Source organism: Thermogladius sp. (assembly GCF_049970955.1).
GTDB lineage: Archaea > Thermoproteota > Thermoprotei_A > Sulfolobales > Desulfurococcaceae > Thermogladius.
The window spans coordinates 1-17,360 of record NZ_JBMFLY010000022.1 but is presented as its reverse complement, the minus strand read 5'-3'; the positions used below and the strand labels follow the sequence as shown (position 1 = coordinate 17,360).

Below are 17,360 nucleotides of genomic sequence, written 5' to 3'. Positions count from 1 at the left end.
AGCGGGCCCGCCGGGACTTGAACCCGGGTCCTCCGGCTCCGCAGGCCGGCGCCCTATCCAAGCTAGGCGACGGGCCCTACTTAACTCTCATCTATTAGGCCCAATTTTAACTTGCAGAGACGGCCCCGCGGTTTTCAAGGAGTCTTTCTATCCAAGAGCCTCTTGACTTCCCTCGAGTACAGGTCTGCCTGGTAGAGCGGCTCTGGTAGCTTGTGGCCTAGGAGGGTTTTCTTGACGAGCCTCACGGCCTGCTCTAGTGTAACGCTGTAGCCTATACTAACGTAGAGCTCCGAGCCTCCGTGCTCGACCACGACGCCCGCCTTCACGCCGTGGGCGTACACGTACCTGACACCGCCCTCCACCTTCTCCTCCCCGTATAGCCTGCTCTTCGCCACCCCTACGCTGGGAATCCCGGTCACGAGCCCGACGTGTGAGGCTATACCGAAGCCCCTGGGGTGGGTTAGACCGTGCCCGTCGACCATTAACACGTCCGGCTTCTTCTCGAGCTCTAGCAGTGCTCTTATAACCCCCGGCGCCTCTCTGAAGGCGAGTAGCCCCGGTACGTACGGTATACCCGCTCTTACAACCGCGTACTTTTTGTCGACCACCCGCATTTCGTGTAAGTCCATTAGCACCGCAACGCCGACCGAGAGGCCCCGCGTATACGAAGCGTCCAGCCCCGCGACGAGCCGGGCCTCGTCTTCGCGGAAGAGAGGCCTCTCTACGCTCGCAATGACCTGTTTAAACAGTTCTCTCTGTAACCTGGTCGCCCTGCTGTAGTCGAACAACTCCACCATCTAGTGAGAGAATGTGGGTGCCGGGAAAAAAGGGTTTCAGGTTTAGAAGCCGGTCGTGATGACCGCGTTGTACGCTATGCTGAAGACTACCAGGCTGTTCGAGGTAGTGTTGTAGTAGTAGAGGCCTGTCGCGTGCCACGTCCAGCTGGGTAGTACCATTACAGTCTCGACGTAGCTCGCCGAGGAGACCGTGTAGGACACGTAGTAGTTGATGCCGTTGCTCGAGGCGCCCAGGTAGTAGCCCTGGCCCGCCAGCACGGTAGCCGTTGAGCCGTTCTGGAACGTCCTCGTGCCGAGAGGTATGGTACTCAGGCTTGCGCCGGCTACACTACCGTCTGTGACGGCGTAGGCCTTAGCGCCTAGTAGCGGGAACGTTATCGAGGGCGCGGTGAAGTAGGCTGTCACGCTCAGCCCGCTGGAGGTCTGTGTCTTGACCTGGTAGGCCCTCACCACGGTTATCTCTATCGTGACGGGGTCGTAGAGGAGCCTACCGCTGTAGCTGTTGAAGGCTACCAGGATCCTGTAGAGCCCGCTCAAGACGCCCGGATACGCGTAGGTCACCGGTATGATCGTCTCCCTGTAGCTCGTCGGCGAGACCGTTATCCTGTAGTGTGCGAGTATATCGGCGTAGGCGTGTAGCGTACTCCACTTCACGGGCGCGTAGAGCCTCAAGAAACCGCTCAACTGGTCACTCGGGCTCGGGTTGTACACGTAGCCTATCGACGCCGCGAGCTTGTAGCCCGAGAACAGGTTGAGGTCTCCTGAAGGCAGGAATGAGCCTCCCGGCGGCTGGACCAGTAGCTCGAGGGAGGTGGCGGGCCCGCTAGACCACCTGGCCATCAGTAGAATGCCGGCTATCCTCGGGTCTGACACGTAGACAGGTATCATCCTCCAGTCGAGGCTCTCAGTGTACCTGCCGTAGGCAGGGTCTGCGAGGCCGACCGGCGTGTAGGAGTCGTACGACAGCACCGACTTGAAGCCGCCTAGCCTGACGTACCACGTGGAGTCTAGTACAGCCGGTACGACTACTGTGGCCGGTATCACTATTATCTTATTGGACGTGTACACCTGTATCTTGAAGTCGTAGACTCCTGGGGGCTGAGTCGAGGGCACCACTATTCTACCCTTTATCGAGCCCGTGCCGTTGACGTAGGCGTACGGTAGACTGAACGACACTAAGTACGACGGCGCCTCCTTGTACACCCTGGCAACTATACTGACAACAACGGGCGTGGGGGCGGGGACGCTCGGGTTCGGCCTGAGCCTCAGTACAAGGTCTCCTTTAACTCTCTGCATCACGTTGCCCACGGGGATCCTGTCCTCGGTCGCTACCCTAGCGTCCGTGGTCAGCCTGTACAAGCTGCCGTTGTAGTAGTCGAAGGCGTCCGCCCTGATCATGTAGCCGTTGCTCGAGGGCAACATGCCGTAGTATGGCGGGTTGTAGGACAGGTTCTGGAAGACTATGTAGAACTCTACGTAGTCCGCGTCAGCGAAGTACGCCCTGGGCAGTACGAAGTACCTCGTGGTGAAGTAGTACACGCCGCTGTAGAGGGGTACCTCCCTAACGAGCTGGTACCACACAGCTCTCGCGAAAGCTGGGCCCTGTCCTTTCAGGTTTATCGTGAAGTCGTAGGTGGAGCCCGGCGGGACTACGGCGTACAGCGCCGTGTCGGCTAACATGCCCGCTATAACACCCGTGTAGCTACCGTACACGTTAGCGTAGTTCTCGGTGAAGGCCGAAGCTATCGGCTGCGTCAGGTACGCGGTCATGCCCCCGCTCAGTATCGTGGATACCAGCTTGTACGCGTCGACCAGCCCGCTGCCCTGCTCCAGGGCGGGGTACTTCAAGTCGTTCGTGCTGCTCTTGAGCAGCACCTTGAGCTCTATGGGGGATGGCACGTAGCCGTACTTGGACATGTAGGCCTGTACGCCTAGGGCTAGGACGCCGCTAGTGAAGGGTGTCGCCTCGCTTGTACCGCCGAATAGCGTCAAGCCCCCGCCGGCGCCCTCGTCGTACCCTATCACGCCGTAGCCTCTACCGTCGACCGTCCTGACGCCGGCCCACTCGAACGCGCCTATGGCAGCGACGTCGGGCTTCGGGTAGCCGAGCGCGTTGGGCCCTCTGCTACTGAAGGGTACTATATCACCGCTGTAGCCGGGCGGGAAGCCGTACAACCTGAAGTACTCCATGTTCGTGGAAGCGGCTACCTCTATTATCAACAGGTCGGCACCGGGTGCGGATATAGTCGTGTAGCCCGGCCCGTAGTTCCCAGCCGCGAACACTATGGTTACGTTGTGGTTGATCAGCAGGTTGACGGATATTATCTGGTTGAAGACGGCCGACAGGTAGTCCATGCCGGGACCCTGGTGGCCCCACCTAGCCAGGTTTATGTAGCCCCAGCTGTTGCTGATTATGTCGGCCCTCCTCACACCGCTGGGCACTGGGAGGAGGGCGTCGTAAGTCGGGTCGTAGACCCAGTCCCAGCCGCCCAGCCAGTACTCGACCGGTATCAGGTCTCCGAAGAAGAACCCTGTGCCGGCAGATAGCTTGGCCTCGGGCGCGACACCGTATAGCTTGTACACGCCGCCGTAGCCTGTGTAGTTGAGCCTGCCCCTAGCGGCGATAACCGTAGCCACACTAGTGCCGTGCCCCTCCCAGTCCGTCAGTATAGCGACGTATTTACCGTTGGGGTCTAAGCCGGGGTACTCGCCTGGCTGGCCGAACGTGAAAGTGGGGTACGAGTAGGTGTAGTCCGCTAGACCGTACGAGTCTATGTAAGCGCCCGCTATCACGCCGACGCCGAAGTCTATAATGCCGTCACCATTGAAGTCCCTGCCGACCACGTCGTTTACGCCCAGCTTGAAGAGTTGCTCGTCGTTAAAGCTGTAGTCTAGCCAGGCGGGGTTCGGGGCAACCCATAACACTGTGCCCAGCGTGCTGTTCTCCAGGCTCCTCATGGTCACGGACAAGGCGTAGAACGCCGAAGACAAGTCGAACATCACGGCGTTGTACACTCCTGGAGTGTCGGCGTCCACGAGTAGAGTGGGTACCCTGACTCTTACGTAGTAGCCTGTGAGCGAGTCGGAGAAGAACCACTCTAGGAAGCCGAACTTGTAGACGCCGCTCTTACTCACAGGCGGAGCCTTGTAGTTGACCGTCACCCTTACTGCGTATACGTATGGATACCCGTAGTAGAGACCGGAGTAGAGGGTGCTGAACACTGGGACGATAGCGCCGCTCGTGTTCAGGTAGCCGTTAGCGTCTCTCACAACAGTAATGGGCGTCAGCGCTATGTGCTCGTCGTTGACTACCACGAGCGGTGTACCGGAGGAGTCCCTCGCGACCGCGTCTAGCCCGAGCTCGGGGTTGGTGAAGTCTACACCGGTGTCCACTATGCCAACTATCACTCCCTTACCTTTGTAGCCGTAGGTGGACCACTCCCTCTTCACGCCTAGTACGTCTAGGCTCGAGAAAGTACCGTAGCCGCCAGAGCCAGCGACCTGGCTGGGGCTCTTGTCCTCGAACGCCATCGACTTAAGCCTGGCCCGGTCCGAGAACAGCTCCTCCAGGGAGGGTGAGGGCATGATACTCAAGACGCCGGGTAGCCCGGCTAGCTTGACGAGCCCCTCTCTCGAGACAACCACGTGCGCGACTACTACGCCGTTGGGTAGCGGGACGTAGTACTTTATCTTAGCGTACTCCCTGACGTAGGAGAGCGCCTGCTTGTACGCCACGAGGATGAAGGGCTTGTATACCTGTGAGCCACCGCTGGTTACGACCTGGACGCCCGGCTCCTGCGCGTCTACAACCTTGGGGCTGGGGCTATCGAAGACCTCTAGCAGGCTCTTCACGTCCGTGACCCTGCTTGGAGGCAGGTTTGCCGCCTGGCTCACCGGCACTACTGTAAGGAGGGGTAGTACTACTATAGCCAGGAAGAGTATAGGGAAAACTGCCTTCACGCGTATATTCATATAGAGGTACACCTGTCCCACTCGACTAATTATTTAGGCTTGAGTCGAGTAAATAAATTTTCACCAACGGCCTTAGAAAAGCGGAAGGGTCTTCCCTCAGCGGGTCGTGGACCTGGCCAGCAAGTGTTCCTCGCTCTTAATACCCTCCCTAGTTATGATTAGGACGTCGACGCCGTCGCCCGACAAGACGTCCCTCTCTATAGCGGCCAAGACCGCTTTGATAGCCAGGTTCTTCGCCTCTTCGAGCGGCATGTCCTCCCTGTAGCTCTGCTCGATTATGCTCAGAGCTAGCTGGGAGCCCGAGCCCAGCGCAGTGTACCTCTCCTCTAGCAAACTGCCTACGGGGTCTAGCACGAAAAGGCTCGGGGCCTCGTCGAAGCCGCCCACCACTGCCTCTGTTAGCATGGGGAAGAGCTTGTAACTGTAGAGGATTATGGAGAGCAACTTTGCGAGGCTCCTGGTCTTGATCTCCCTCCCGTGCTCGAGCTCGTAGTTCTTTGCCTCGGTCTTGAGGACCCTGTACAGGAAGTTCATGTCCCCCGTTAAGCCCGCGAACCCTACCGCTGTGTGCTCGGTGATCGGGAACAGCTTCCTTACGCTCTTACTCAAGATGAAGCCGTCGTAGGTCATCCTCTTCTCGCCGGCCAGGACCACGCCGCTGCTGGTCTTGATCCCGATCACTGTGCCTGGTAGAACAGCCTCCAATACAACCACCTTGCTAATGATAGACTTTACAAGGTTAATAAACGAACTCCGCTCAATACTTTCGCCCAACCCTCCCCCTCCCCTCGGTTGAAATCTCCTCTAATAACAACGGCTAACGTATGCTAGCTTGGTGTCGCAATGGAGAAATGCCCTGTATGCGGGTCCAGCCTCGTCTGGGACTACGAGGAGGGCTTCGTGGTCTGTAGCGCGTGCGGCCTCGTCGTAGACAGGGTTTACGAGTACGCCCACGCACCTGACACCGACGAGGGCGAGGCAGTACGCGGGCGGAGGCGTGGCCCGAGGAGCGTGATCGACAGGAAGACGTACAGGTTCAGGCTCAGGCTGTACAACAAGGCCTACAAGATCGCCAAGGAGAAGCCTTGGATGGTAGTCGACACAGACAAGGTCCTCGAGACAGGCAGGTTTGTTAACACGGTTAAGAGCAAGGCGTCTATAGTGGCGGAGAAGAACATTGAGAAGGAGGGGGTGAAGACCTACGTGGAGAGAGGGCTCGAGATCATTAGGAGGGAGAACCCCGCCCTCCTCTCCAGGAGTCTTCGCGGCAGGTACGCGCTAGCGTACATGGTGGCCTACGCGGCTTCAACGAGAGTAGTGCCCCCCGAGGACTTCGTAACCAAGGTGTTCAACATCAGCAGTACGAGCTACAAGCGCCTCAAGTCTATCGCCGTGAAACTCCTGGGGAAGAACGGCGGCCTCTCTCAGATGCCGGGAGTAGTAGTCGGCGAGGTTCTCTCCTTGGATACCACCGCGTAGTGCAGGCTGAGCCCCCTCGTAAGACTCCTCTCAGCTGAGACAGGTCCGCTCATCTCTCGCGTTTTAGGGGTTCATCACCAACTACTACGAACGCGACACACGCTATTAAGCTTCTTCAGCGAAAGCAAAGTATTAAATGAGTCCTCGCTCATTAATGCATCAAGCCTTAAAGGGATGGGTTTTGAGGCTACTTCTAATACACGCCAAGAGGTTCTCGTACAAGGTGAGGGAGCCGGCTGTCAAGGAGCCGGAGAGCCTCGGCGAGGCGAGCGCTACAGGCGATTTCGAGAACGCACTAGTAGTCTTTTCGACAGTGGAGCAGGGCGACGACGAGAGTGTGGCGGAGAGGGCTGCCAGCGAAGTCTACGAGACGGCCTCCAGCCTCAAGCCCAGTATTGTAGTGGTCTACCCCTACGCCCACCTGTCGAGCGAGCTGGCTCCCCCGCCAGTAGCCATGGACGTCCTCAGGAAGTTCGCCGACAAGCTAAAGGAGAGGGGTCTGAGGGTAGAGAGAGCCCCCTTCGGCTGGTACAAGGAGTTCACCTTAGAGTGTTACGGCCACCCCCTCAGCGAGCTGTCCAAGACCATAAGGAAGCAGGAGACAGGCGTAGTGAGGCGGACTGTGGAGAAGACCTTCTACATCGTCACCCCCGAGGGCAGAGTGTACAACCCGGCCGAGTTCGACTACTCGAAGTACCCCGACCTGAAGATCCTAGTGGACAAGGAGGTCTTCGGGGTCGAGCTAGCCGGCGGAGAGAACAGGGTGAACGACTACTGTAGGAAGTTCGGCTTCGAGTGGGAGCCGATGAGCGACCACGGCCACATGAGGTACGGGCCCCACGCCGTGGTTATAATGGAGTCGGTTATGAGGTACAGCTGGCAGGTCGTGAGGAGCCTAGGCATCCCCGTCTTCAAGGTTATGGGCAGTAACATGTTCAACCTGAAGGAGAGACCTGTCCTAGAGCACGCGCTCTTGTTCGGGGACCGGCTGTACGAGGTCGCTGTAGACGAGGACAGGTACGTCATGAGGTACGCTGCCTGTCACCAGCAGTTCGCCATGTTGAGAGACTGGGTCATAAGCTACAAGGACCTGCCATTCGGCATGTTCGAGGTCGCAGACAGCTACAGGCTCGAGCAGAGAGGCGAGCTCAACCTCTGCTTCAGGCTTAGGAAGTTCTACATGCCGGACCTCCACATACTGACCAGAGACCTCAGGGAGGCCATAGAGGTGTCGAAGCTAGTCCAGGAGAAGATTATGGAGGAGGCAAGGAAGGTCGGCAGGAGGTATGTAGCACTGTACAACGTCTCGAGAGACTTCTTCGAGAACAACTTCAACGACATAGTTGAGTTCGTCAAGAGAGAGAACTACCCAGTTCTGGTAGCCGTGATACCGGGCGGTATCTACTACTGGGTTCTCAACGTGGAGTACCACATAATAGACAACATCGGGAGGCCTAGGGAGATAGCGACCTTCCAGATAGACGTAGGCAACGGTAAGAGGTTCAACATAACCTACACGACGCCCGAGGGCGAGAAGAAGCACCCGGTGATAATCCACACCGCTATCATCGGCGGCGTCGAGAGGTACATCTACATGTTGCTAGACACCGCTGCGCTAGAGGAGAAGCAGGGGAGGACGCCCAGTATACCCACCTGGCTAGCCCCTGTACAGGTTAGAGTAATACCGGTCTCCAAGGACTACGTAGACTACGCCATCAAGGTGGCCCAGGCGCTAGCTGACGAGGGCTACCGAGTGGACGTCGACGACAGAGACGAGAGCCTGGGGAAGAAGATCAGAGACGCGGGGAGAGAGTGGATACCTTACATCGTAGTGATAGGCGAGAGAGAGGTCAAGAGCGGGACGCTCAGCGTCAGGGTGAGGGCGACTAACGAGACCATCACTATGTCTTTGAGCGAGCTTGCCGCTAAGCTCGGTGAAGAGGTCAAGGGGTACCCCAGGACAGAGCCCACGCTACCTCTCCTGGTCAGTAGGAGGCCTTTGGCGAGCTACCAGCTGTGAGTAGAGTAGCCGAGGATGCCGCCCAAGAAGTTTCTCGGGAGGCACATAATCTTCCGGGGGGAGTACGCGGAGAAGCTGATTGAGGGCTCTAAAACGACGACTATCAGGAGGGGCATTGTAAGGCCGAAATACAGGCAAGTAATAATACACGCGGGCTCGCGCCCGATAGCCCTAGCTAGAGTCGAGTACGTGTACTACAAGAGACTGAGAGACATCAGCGAGAGCGAGGCTAGAAGAGACGGGTTTGAGAGCAGAGCCGAGCTCGTGAGCGAGTTGAGGAAGATCTACCCTGGTATAAGAGACGACGAGTACGTCACGGTCATCGGTTTAAGAGTTGTTAAAAGGCTCGACACCGTCGACACCGGTAAGCCGTTCGGCGGCTTGGAGCCGGTTGTCCTAGCCCGGATAGCCTTAAGGTATCTCTCAGACGTGCTAACGGACTCGGAGGCAAAAGTCCTTTTGGACCTGACCAGGACAGGCGATATAGACCTGACAGCCGCCAGGGTACTGGGCGATGTTGGTAAGAGGGGCGTCGTCGTAGACGTTTTAAACCGGGCACTAAAAATGTTGGTCGAAAAGGGTATACTGCGGGAAAAGGGGTGACCAGGAATACCCTACTGGCTACTAAAGTGTAAAGAGTGCGGCAACACGTGGAAGCTGGAGGTAAGCTTCCCTCTCAAGAAGGAGTTTACACAGCTTTTCCACTACTGCCCATACTGTCGCCGGAACACGTTCCACGAGATACTAGAGTACCGGGAGGAGGCAGAGCCTAGTTAACGTAAATAGCCGGTTTAAAAACAGCTATTACATAGGTAGGGTGGTAGCGTGAGCGAGGGTGGGTCTTCTAGCAAGATCATTTACGTGAAGGATTTACCGGGCGTCAACCCCCAAATAGCCGAGAAGCTCGAGTCGGCCGGGTACACTACTGTTTGGGCTCTGATAGTCGCCAGGCCCGAGGAGGTTTCGGAGAAGACCGGGCTACCCCCCACAACGGTGTCCAGGCTCATCGACTCCGCGAGGAAGGTTCTCGGGCTGACCTTCAAGACGGCCAAGGACGTGAAGTACGAGAGGCTGTCTATAAAGAAGATAACGACGGGTAGTAGAGAGCTCGACAACATCCTAGGCGGAGGTGTTGAGACGAAGACCATTACCGAGTTCTTCGGCGAGTACGGCACGGGGAAGACCCAGATATGCCACCAACTCAGCGTGAACGTGCAACTACCGCCCGAGAAGGGAGGGCTGTCTGGGAAGGCGGTCTACATAGACACCGAGGGGACTTTCAGGTGGGAGAGGATCGAGGCGATGGCTAGAGCTGTGGGCCTGGAGCCCGATAAGGCTATGGAGAACATATTCTACCAGAGGGCGTACAACAGCGACCACCAGATCAGCATAGTCGAGGAGCTATTCAGCTTCGTGCCCAAGAACAACGTCAAGCTCGTGGTGATAGACAGCGTCACGAGCCACTTCAGGGCAGAGTACCCTGGTAGAGAGCACCTGGCCGAGAGGCAGCAAAAGCTCAACGCGCACCTACACCAGTTAATGAGGCTCGCGGAGGCGTACAATCTAGCGGTTGTAGTAACCAACCAGGTGATGGCCAGGCCCGACGTGTTCTACGGCGACCCCACCGTGGCCGTGGGAGGGCACGTACTAGCGCACACACCAGGTGTGAGAGTCCAGCTGAGAAAGTCGAAAGGTAACAAGAGGATAGCCAGGATCGTCGACGCCCCCCACCTACCAGAGGGGGAGGCAGTCTTCGTAATAACGGAGGAGGGTATTAGGGACGCCGAGGAGTGAGGTCTAGAAGCCCCTTACCAGGAACATTATGAAGCCAAACAATATGTAGACCACTAGCGGGTGGCCGTAGGAGGCCCACACTACCTCGTCGTGTTTGATTAGCCCCCTTTCGAGGTACTCGCCGATTCTAGACCTCAACTCCGAGTCCTCTATTTTCGTTAGTCCCTTAAGCCTCCACTCTACTCCCAGCGGGCTCTCGAAGGGCTCCTGTAGAGGTGTGTAGTAGTCTTTCTCTAGTAGTTCGCCCACTGTAATAGGCCAGCCCGCTATCGCCAAGAAGACCTTGTCCCACGCGCTGAAGCCCTTTGGAACCCTAAACCCGAACCTGCGCAATCTCACAGCAAGAACAGCGTAGTGGACCGCGATCTGGAGTATTAAGGCGTAGATTAAGACCGAGTAGACTATAGGAGGCACGGGGACGCTGTACCCACCTAGTAGAGTGGGGTAGTTGAGAGGCGAGGAGTAGGCGACAGCGATCGACGTGACCACGTAGAAGTCGGCCAGCCCCACGAGCTCCAGCCTCGCCAGGACAAGTAGCACTAGCGGGACAGGCACCACGGACACCAGGGTGTAGAGAGCCTGGGCTTGGAAGGGCACGAGGTCTTTCACAAAGTAGAAGTTCAGGAAACAGAAGACCACCGACACCGCTAGGAACAAGTACACGAGTTTATCCGGGATGTCCCTCTTCTTGTAGTCGTAGACGGAGAAGGGGGCTAGGAAGAGCAACGTAGTAGCGTACTCGACTACTGCTAGTAGCGAGAGCTCGGTCAAACGGGACCACTCCCGTCCGTGGACAGCTTTTTTGTTGATTTACTACACATATAATCCGCCCTGAGCTAAAAATATGCTATGCGACGGGGTGCCTACATTTGAGGATACTCTGGTCGCCTTGGAGGTACCAGTACGTTAAGACAGCGGCGGGCGCGCAGGAGTGCCTCTTCTGCAAACTGCAGAGCGCGAGAGACGACGAGGCCTACATAGTCTACAGGGGGCGGTTCAACTTCGTGGTGTTAAATACCTTCCCCTACAACACCGGCCATGTAATGGTGGCGCCCTACAGGCACGTGGACAGCCTCGAGAAGATGAGCGACGAAGAGCTTTTAGAACTAATGCAGCTTGTCAACAAGAGCATGGCCGCGATAAGGAAGTCCCTCAACCCCGAGGGCTTCAATATAGGGGTTAACATCGGCAGGCCCGCCGGCGCTGGTGTGCCGGGCCACGTCCACGTCCACGTCGTCCCGAGGTGGACGGGCGACAGCAACTTCATGCCGGTAGTAGCCGAGACCAAGACTCTCCCCATGGCCTTATCCGAGGTCTACAAGTTATTAAAGGAGAATTGGCCTAGTTAGAGATTGCATGAGGAAGTCCTCGATCGCTGAAGAGTGATGATAAAGGGGTTGGCTGATTGAGCGAGGTGTCGAAGAGCGACCTAGTCCTGGTCGAAAAGTACGTTTTCCTGGGTAAGACGAGGTACAGGATAGCGTTGTCGGGCACGAACATAGTCTTCAACGTGGAGGCGTCCAGCGACGAGGAGGCGTACAATAAGGTGCTCGAGATCGTTAGGAGAATGGGTATAGACAGGAGTTTGCTCGAGTCTATTAGGGCGAAGGTTAAGAAGAGCTAGGCGAAGTCGCTTAAGCCGGTGCTCTTCCTCTTCCTAGCCTGGAACTCCTCGCTCGTCTTCTCGAGGACGATCTCGTACAACCTGGCCTCGCCACCACCGGGCTTCGGTCTCAGGATCCTGCCCAGCCTCTGTATGAACTGCCTCCTAGACCCAGTGCCGGAGACGATTATACCGACGTTCGCGTCTGGTATATCCAGCCCCTCGTCGCCTACCGTCGTGACCACGAGTATACCCGACTTCGCGGACTTGAACTCCTCGAGGGCCCTCCTCCTCTCCTCACCGGGCGTCTCGCCTGTCAGCAGCCAGGCGTTAAGCCTCTTCGCCAACTCCTCGGCCTGCTCGACGTACTGTGTGAAGACTATTATCTTGCTCCCCTTCGCGAGCTCGCTTCTGGCGATTTCAACAGCCTTCTCTATTTTGGCCTTAGACTTTGCGAGAAGCCCCCTGATCTTGCTGTGGACCCTGAGTGCTTCGGCAGCCGACTTGTCCCCTCTAGACGCGTCGTTTACTAGTTGCTCAAATGTCCTGCCCGCAGCGTACTTCTCAAATATAGTCCTCAACTCGAGGTACTCCTTCCACTCGTTGGGAGGGAGCCTGGTCTTCACCGTGTAGACCACGTACCTCGCCAGGTAGCCCTGCTCCGCCAGCTCGGCGGGCGTCTTGTAGTACACCACTCCCCCGAGTAGCGGGAACAGTTCTTCGTGCCTCCCGTCCTCCCTGTACGGGGTGGCAGACAGGCCCATCCTGTAGGGTGCCACGGCGTGGACGGCGATGAACCTGAACTTGTCCGCGGGCAGGTGGTGCACCTCGTCTACTATTAAGAGGCTGTACTGCGGCGCTATCTCCTTGATCATCCTGAAGCCTGTTTGGTAGGTTGTTATCGTGATGGGTGCTATCCTCTTCTCCTCGCTGTAGAGCAGGCCTACCATGTGGCTGGGCGTGTTCGTGTACTTCAGTATCGTCTCTCTCCATTGGACAGCCTGCTCTTTCGTGTAGGTAACAATGAGGGTCCTCTCGGAGATCTTCGTGATGGCCGCCACCCCTATGAGCGTCTTTCCGGACCCCGTCGGCAGGGCTATGATACCGGTGCCCTTGTTCTCGAGCCACTTCGCGAGAGCCTCTTCCTGGTAGTCTCTCAGCTTTACGTTGACGAGCTCGGGCTTGAAGGGTAGTTCCTTCTTAGCGGTCAAAGCTTGCCTGTCCTCGATGGATAAACCCGACGCCTCCACGACCATCCGGGCTGTGTGTAGCATGTAGGGGGGTAGCCTGTACACGACAAGCCCGTTCTGCACGCCGAGTCTCCTAGCACCTATCTCCCTCAGCTTGTCCTTGACCCTGCCCACGACCCCCAGCGGTACTCGAAGCAGGACGTAGCCGGACAACGAGTCGTAATCCACCGATACACGGAACTTATCGAACTCGCGTCTCAGCTCCTCTAAAGATCCCTCGACCTCTAGCTGGAGGTCGTTGACCAGGTTGAGGACGTCCTCGAAAGTGTAGCCGTTCGATACTGCCTTGTCCACGTCGATCTCGAAGGAGACGCTGCCCCCCGTTCTACCGATATAGTTAGCTACCTTGAGTAGCTCCTGGAAGTCCTCTTCGCTGAGCCACTTGCTCGCTCTGACTAGGACCACTACTCCCTCCCGCCCTCGATAAATTCTCTCTCCTCAAATAACGCCCCTTCGACTCTTATATCAGAGGGCTCTCTGTCCCCGCAGAGCATGAGCCGCGCCGGCTTGGCGAATTCGGGGGTGAGGTAGAAGTACACTCTACCGCCCTTTTTCACGATGGTCCGCGAAAGCGCAAAGAGCCTCTCGACCAGCTTATCGAATGGGTGCTGTTCGCTCACCGAGACTCTAGCCCCCCTCATGCCGACCTCGAAGTAGTCGCCCTGGAAAGTTATCGAGGAGACCACGCAGTACTCCCACTCGCTACAGGAGCCGCAGACGAGGACGTAGTCCAGCCCTTCTAGTACGCTCTCAAGGAGCTTCTCGTATACCGTCTCGACCCTGATACCGAGCTCTGTAAACGCCTCGTCGAACTTTAACTCGACCAGTTCAACCCACCGGTCGTAGCGTGGGTTTCTCCTCATCAAGGTCGGTACTTAAGACCCCACTCATCCCACTTTGAATAAGTTTTTATTTAGCCGTATTAAAGTTATCATAGACGAGAAGGTCGGTAGCATGGTCAGGAGTTCGATAACCTCGATAGTCGTGAGAAAACCCCTCGACAGCGAAGTATCTCAAATGATGAGCAACATTAACAGAGTCTACGGTACTACGAAGGCCAACAGGATGAAGATCAGGCTGTTGGCTAACGAGATGCTACGACTCCTGAAGATCAACCTGTCCTACAAGGACCTCTCCATGCTCACGGGCATACCGGAATCCGTTCTCTGCAGGTACGTGAGAGGGAACATAATACCCAGCTACGAGCAGGCCGTCAACATACTCTCGAAGCTGACCCTCTCGATAGACATAAACCACCTACTACGAGAGCTGGTAGAACACGAGAAGAGCACCCTCATAGACTTGTCGAGGGTCCTCAAAGACCCCTACGTCATCAGGCTGCTCTCCATCGTCCTACTACTAGAGCTGGTCCCGACGAACATCACTAAGATCGTCGTGACGGCCGAGTCCGTGCTACCTCTAGGCACACTCCTGGGGATGGAGCTTGGTGCGCCCATTATACTGGTCAAAAGGAGGAGCTACCCGGGCGTCCAGTACTTCAGCTCTATAGTAGTGAGGAGCCCGAAGGAGGCCGAGGCCCTCTACCTGGACAAGGACATGCTGAGTAGGAAAGACTTCGTCCTCATACTGGCCGACGTCGTCTACTCGGGTAAGACCATGAGGGCTGTAATAGACATGCTCGAGAAGGCGAGGGTGACCATATCGGACATAATAGTGATACTAGGGCTAGGCGAGATGTGGAAAGAGAGGCTCAAAGACTACCCGGTTAAAACTCTCACTATAATACCGCCGCCCGTCAGCTAGCCCTTGAGGAAACACTTTTATACCCAGCGTGAGGTAAGATCTCCGCAGGGACTTTCACAGTTGACGATCGAGATTCTGAACCTGCACAAGTCTTTTGGGCGCAAAAAGGTTCTCGAGGACGTGTCTTTCAAAGTATCCAATGGCGAAGTAGTCGGGTACGTCGGCCTCAACGGGGCCGGTAAGACGACCACTATTAGAATAGCTGTCGGGGTGCTGCCGCCCGACTCCGGGGACGTCGTTGTAGACGGCTACTCTGTGACCAAGGAGAAGAGGGCCGCATCTAGGAGAGTCGGCTGGGTTCCCGAGCTACCTATCTTCGAGACGGATTTCAGGGCGCTAGACTACTTCGTCTACCTCGCGGGCTACTACGGGATTACTGGCACAGAGGCTAGGAAGCTCGGCAGGGAGCTCCTCGAGGAGTTCGGGTTGGGTAACGCCCTCTACATGAAGCTGTCCTCCTACTCCCAGGGGATGAAGAAGAGGTTTGCCCTAGCCGTGTCTATGATAAACGACCCGCCTAACTTCATACTCGACGAGGTCTTGAACGGCCTAGACCCGCAGGGGATCGCCTTCTTCAGGGAGTTGACTAAGGAGTTCAGGAAGAAGGGTAAAGCGGTCCTCTTCTCATCCCACATACTGAGCGAGGTTGAAGACATAGCAGACCGAGTCGTCTTCATACACAAGGGTAGGATAATAGGCGTACACGCGATGGAGGAGATCAAGAGCAAGGCTAGCCCGGGAATCTACCTGGCCTTAAGTAGAGTGGACGAAAACACTCTCAGGATACTCGGCAGGTTCGGCGAGCCCGTCGTCCTGGAAGGGGGTAGAATCCTCGTTAGGAGGCCCTCGGGCAGCGTGGAAGAGGTCGTCGCCGAGCTCGTCAAGAACGGTGTCGGCGTTTTGGAGGTTAGGAGAGAGGAGAGGAGTCTCGAAGACTTCTTCTTCAGCTTGATTAAGGAGGCCGAGAGTCCGTGAACCCCGTGCTCTACGACTTCAAGAGAGGTCTTCTAAGACTATCCGTAATAGTGGCACTATCATTGTTTGTCCTAGCCGGGGTAGGGCTCGCCTACTTGACCTCCAGCACCCTGGCCACTACGCCCGGGACTACCTACGTCGCGCTATATTCGTATGTAAGCCCCGCTAGAAATCAGTTCTACCTCGAGGCGCTACTGCTGGCGCCAGATTTCAAACCGACGGAAGGGGGTATATTCTACGAGCTGGGTAATTTCACGTTTTCCAAGCCTAATACGCCACCCGAGACCACTGTCTTAGACAGCGGCGTGGTCACCGGGTACGGCAAGATCTCCGTGTCCAAAAACTTGACTAGCCCGATCGGCCAGTTTGACAACCAGTCTAGCCTGTACTTAAAGGTAGATGTCACGACTAAGACGGGTAGCTACTCTTTCACCACATCGTATAGTAGACCATTTACTCTCGACAACGACACCGTCTACGTGGCGAGCTCGATCCCGTTCAGCCCCCCAGCCAACTGGGCGTTCTACTGCCTGAACGAGACTTCGATCCCTATTAAGGAGTTAATACCCCAAACGAGACCTCCTGGGGTAATAATTCCGACTCCACTACAAGGCAGGACGTTGTCGGACAAGTACCTTGATACAGCCTTCTTACTGGTTAATTACGGGCAGGGCAGGTACGAGCTTGTATCTGTGGTCCTTCTACTAGACAGGGACAACTTAACCTACAAGCTCTACCTGGTACCGAACTCCACAAGTCTCCCAGACAAAGTTGACTACGGCAACCTCGCCTCCTACCTGATACCCCTCGGCGAAGTCGCGCCAGGCCTGAACTTGGTCAGGTTTAATGTAGCGAACTCTAGCGAGCTCGAGAAAATAGTGTGGGATTTCCGGAGCGTCACGACGACTACTGGCGAGGACATAGTTGGGTCACTACACGTGTTGTTAGTGGCGCGTAACAGCAGCTGCGTCATAGTCGGCTACGCTAACCCGTTGGTGTCCACGGTGAGCGGTGTGTCTATGAGTAAGATCGTGGCGGGCGTCCTGGCCGGGACGGTAGGGGTAGCCCCCTTCTCGACGTTCTTCCCTATCCTGATGATATACCTAGCCTACGTATACCTGGCTAAGCCCAGGTCGTCGGGCTCCCTCGAGTTCCTCCTGGCGAGGCCTATTACCCGCCTGGACGTCTACATAACGAGGTTTGTAGCGGGCGTACTAGTGGCTCTGGCGTCGTCCCTGCTGTTCTTCGCATCAACAATGCTGACGCTGCACGCCCTGATTGGGGTTTACTTCGACCTGTACTCCTACCTCTTGCTCTTCGCCGGGCTGGCCGCTTCCCTGATAGCGTTCTACAGCCTTTGCTACGCTATCGCGAGCTCTACCAGGGGAGGAGCCTACATCGCGCTAGCCGTGGCAGCGTACTTGCTATTCACTATACTCTACCAGATCATAGTGTTCGTGGTGACCCAAATGCAGGGGATAGGGCCTGGCCTCTACGAGAGGCTCCGGGTGAACACGTACATATCGTACTACCTCTCGCCTCTGGGCCCGACATCTTTCTCCCAGTACTACTTCGGGATCCACAACGGTCTCAGCATCGAGCCTAAAAGCGTTGGGTCCGTCGTTAACCCGTTACTGGTCGTAGCCTCGGCAGTGTTGTGGATCGTTGTGCCCTTCGTAATAGGCTGGTTAAAGTTCAGGAAAGCC

General features: G+C 56.6%; 15 protein-coding genes and 1 tRNA gene. 9 read left to right on the top strand and 7 right to left on the bottom strand.

Annotated elements, in window-relative coordinates:
- Window positions 1-2: 2 nt before the first annotated feature.
- The 4 genes from ACP5VX_RS04275 to ACP5VX_RS04260 form a co-directional block, all read right to left on the bottom strand.
- Window positions 3-77: transfer RNA gene (locus ACP5VX_RS04275), tRNA-Arg, on the bottom strand.
- 57 nt (window positions 78-134) lie between these two features.
- The gene (locus tag ACP5VX_RS04270) at window positions 135-797 is read right to left on the bottom strand and encodes an endonuclease V (RefSeq protein WP_428724657.1); all 663 of its coding nucleotides are present in this window, start codon (window positions 795-797) and stop codon (window positions 135-137) included.
- Between the two features lie 42 nt (window positions 798-839).
- Window positions 840-4,769: a S8 family serine peptidase gene (locus tag ACP5VX_RS04265; RefSeq protein WP_428724656.1), complete on the bottom strand. Its 3,930-nt coding sequence runs from the start codon at window positions 4,767-4,769 to the stop codon at window positions 840-842.
- A gap of 96 nt (window positions 4,770-4,865) precedes the next feature.
- On the bottom strand, window positions 4,866-5,483 hold the full coding sequence (locus tag ACP5VX_RS04260; protein ID WP_428724655.1) for a proteasome subunit beta: 618 nt from the start codon (window positions 5,481-5,483) through the stop codon (window positions 4,866-4,868).
- Between the two features lie 129 nt (window positions 5,484-5,612).
- Here ACP5VX_RS04260 and ACP5VX_RS04255 point away from each other — a divergent pair, with 129 nt between their 5' ends.
- The 4 genes from ACP5VX_RS04255 to radA all read left to right on the top strand — a co-directional run bounded on the left by ACP5VX_RS04255 (window position 5,613) and on the right by radA (window position 10,062).
- Window positions 5,613-6,248: a TFIIB-type zinc ribbon-containing protein gene (locus tag ACP5VX_RS04255; protein ID WP_428724654.1), complete on the top strand. Its 636-nt coding sequence runs from the start codon at window positions 5,613-5,615 to the stop codon at window positions 6,246-6,248.
- Between the two features lie 181 nt (window positions 6,249-6,429).
- Complete coding sequence (locus ACP5VX_RS04250; protein ID WP_428724653.1) at window positions 6,430-8,268, top strand: threonine--tRNA ligase; 1,839 nt, start codon at window positions 6,430-6,432, stop codon at window positions 8,266-8,268.
- 15 nt (window positions 8,269-8,283) lie between these two features.
- Entirely contained in the window at window positions 8,284-8,871 is a 588-nt protein-coding gene (locus tag ACP5VX_RS04245) for an ASCH domain-containing protein (RefSeq protein WP_428724652.1), read from the top strand.
- Window positions 8,872-9,093: 222 nt separating this feature from the next.
- A complete protein-coding gene (radA, locus tag ACP5VX_RS04240) occupies window positions 9,094-10,062 on the top strand; it encodes a DNA repair and recombination protein RadA (protein ID WP_428724651.1) in 969 nt (322 codons plus the stop codon).
- A 3-nt stretch (window positions 10,063-10,065) separates the two neighbouring features.
- Here the strand turns inward: radA and ACP5VX_RS04235 are convergent, their stop codons facing one another.
- On the bottom strand, window positions 10,066-10,833 hold the full coding sequence (locus ACP5VX_RS04235; protein ID WP_428724650.1) for an A24 family peptidase C-terminal domain-containing protein: 768 nt from the start codon (window positions 10,831-10,833) through the stop codon (window positions 10,066-10,068).
- Window positions 10,834-10,931: 98 nt separating this feature from the next.
- On the opposite strand from ACP5VX_RS04235, the gene ACP5VX_RS04230 reads away from it, so the two are divergent.
- Entirely contained in the window at window positions 10,932-11,411 is a 480-nt protein-coding gene (locus tag ACP5VX_RS04230) for an HIT family protein (protein ID WP_428724649.1), read from the top strand.
- Between the two features lie 65 nt (window positions 11,412-11,476).
- Window positions 11,477-11,686, top strand: coding sequence for a hypothetical protein (locus tag ACP5VX_RS04225; protein ID WP_428724658.1), 210 nt, complete (start codon window positions 11,477-11,479; stop codon window positions 11,684-11,686).
- Here the strand turns inward: ACP5VX_RS04225 and ACP5VX_RS04220 are convergent.
- Window positions 11,683-13,320, bottom strand: coding sequence for a DEAD/DEAH box helicase (locus ACP5VX_RS04220; RefSeq protein ID WP_428724648.1), 1,638 nt, complete (start codon window positions 13,318-13,320; stop codon window positions 11,683-11,685). The two genes, ACP5VX_RS04225 and ACP5VX_RS04220, sit on opposite strands and share 4 nt — an antisense overlap.
- Window positions 13,320-13,778, bottom strand: coding sequence for a hypothetical protein (locus tag ACP5VX_RS04215; RefSeq protein WP_428724647.1), 459 nt, complete (start codon window positions 13,776-13,778; stop codon window positions 13,320-13,322). The genes ACP5VX_RS04220 and ACP5VX_RS04215 overlap by 1 nt, the downstream gene beginning before the upstream one ends.
- A 91-nt stretch (window positions 13,779-13,869) precedes the next feature.
- Here ACP5VX_RS04215 and ACP5VX_RS04210 point away from each other — a divergent pair, with 91 nt between their 5' ends.
- From ACP5VX_RS04210 to ACP5VX_RS04200, 3 genes are all read left to right on the top strand, one after another.
- Window positions 13,870-14,679, top strand: coding sequence for a phosphoribosyltransferase (locus ACP5VX_RS04210; protein ID WP_428724646.1), 810 nt, complete (start codon window positions 13,870-13,872; stop codon window positions 14,677-14,679).
- A gap of 60 nt (window positions 14,680-14,739) precedes the next feature.
- Complete coding sequence (locus ACP5VX_RS04205) at window positions 14,740-15,654, top strand: ABC transporter ATP-binding protein (RefSeq protein WP_428724645.1); 915 nt, start codon at window positions 14,740-14,742, stop codon at window positions 15,652-15,654.
- Window positions 15,651-17,360 (top strand): ABC transporter permease (locus ACP5VX_RS04200; protein ID WP_428724644.1); only part of this gene is annotated, 1,710 nt, incomplete at its 3' end. The genes ACP5VX_RS04205 and ACP5VX_RS04200, both read left to right, overlap by 4 nt.

Coding starts and splice junctions, on each gene's coding strand:
- ACP5VX_RS04210 (WP_428724646.1), top strand. CDS start 13,870: ATGGTCAGGAGTTCGATAACCTCGATAGTCGTGAGAAAACCCCTCGAC.
- ACP5VX_RS04265 (WP_428724656.1), bottom strand. CDS start 4,769: ATGAATATACGCGTGAAGGCAGTTTTCCCTATACTCTTCCTGGCTATA.
- ACP5VX_RS04270 (WP_428724657.1), bottom strand. CDS start 797: ATGGTGGAGTTGTTCGACTACAGCAGGGCGACCAGGTTACAGAGAGAA.
- ACP5VX_RS04255 (WP_428724654.1), top strand. CDS start 5,613: ATGGAGAAATGCCCTGTATGCGGGTCCAGCCTCGTCTGGGACTACGAG.
- ACP5VX_RS04215 (WP_428724647.1), bottom strand. CDS start 13,778: ATGAGGAGAAACCCACGCTACGACCGGTGGGTTGAACTGGTCGAGTTA.
- ACP5VX_RS04245 (WP_428724652.1), top strand. CDS start 8,284: ATGCCGCCCAAGAAGTTTCTCGGGAGGCACATAATCTTCCGGGGGGAG.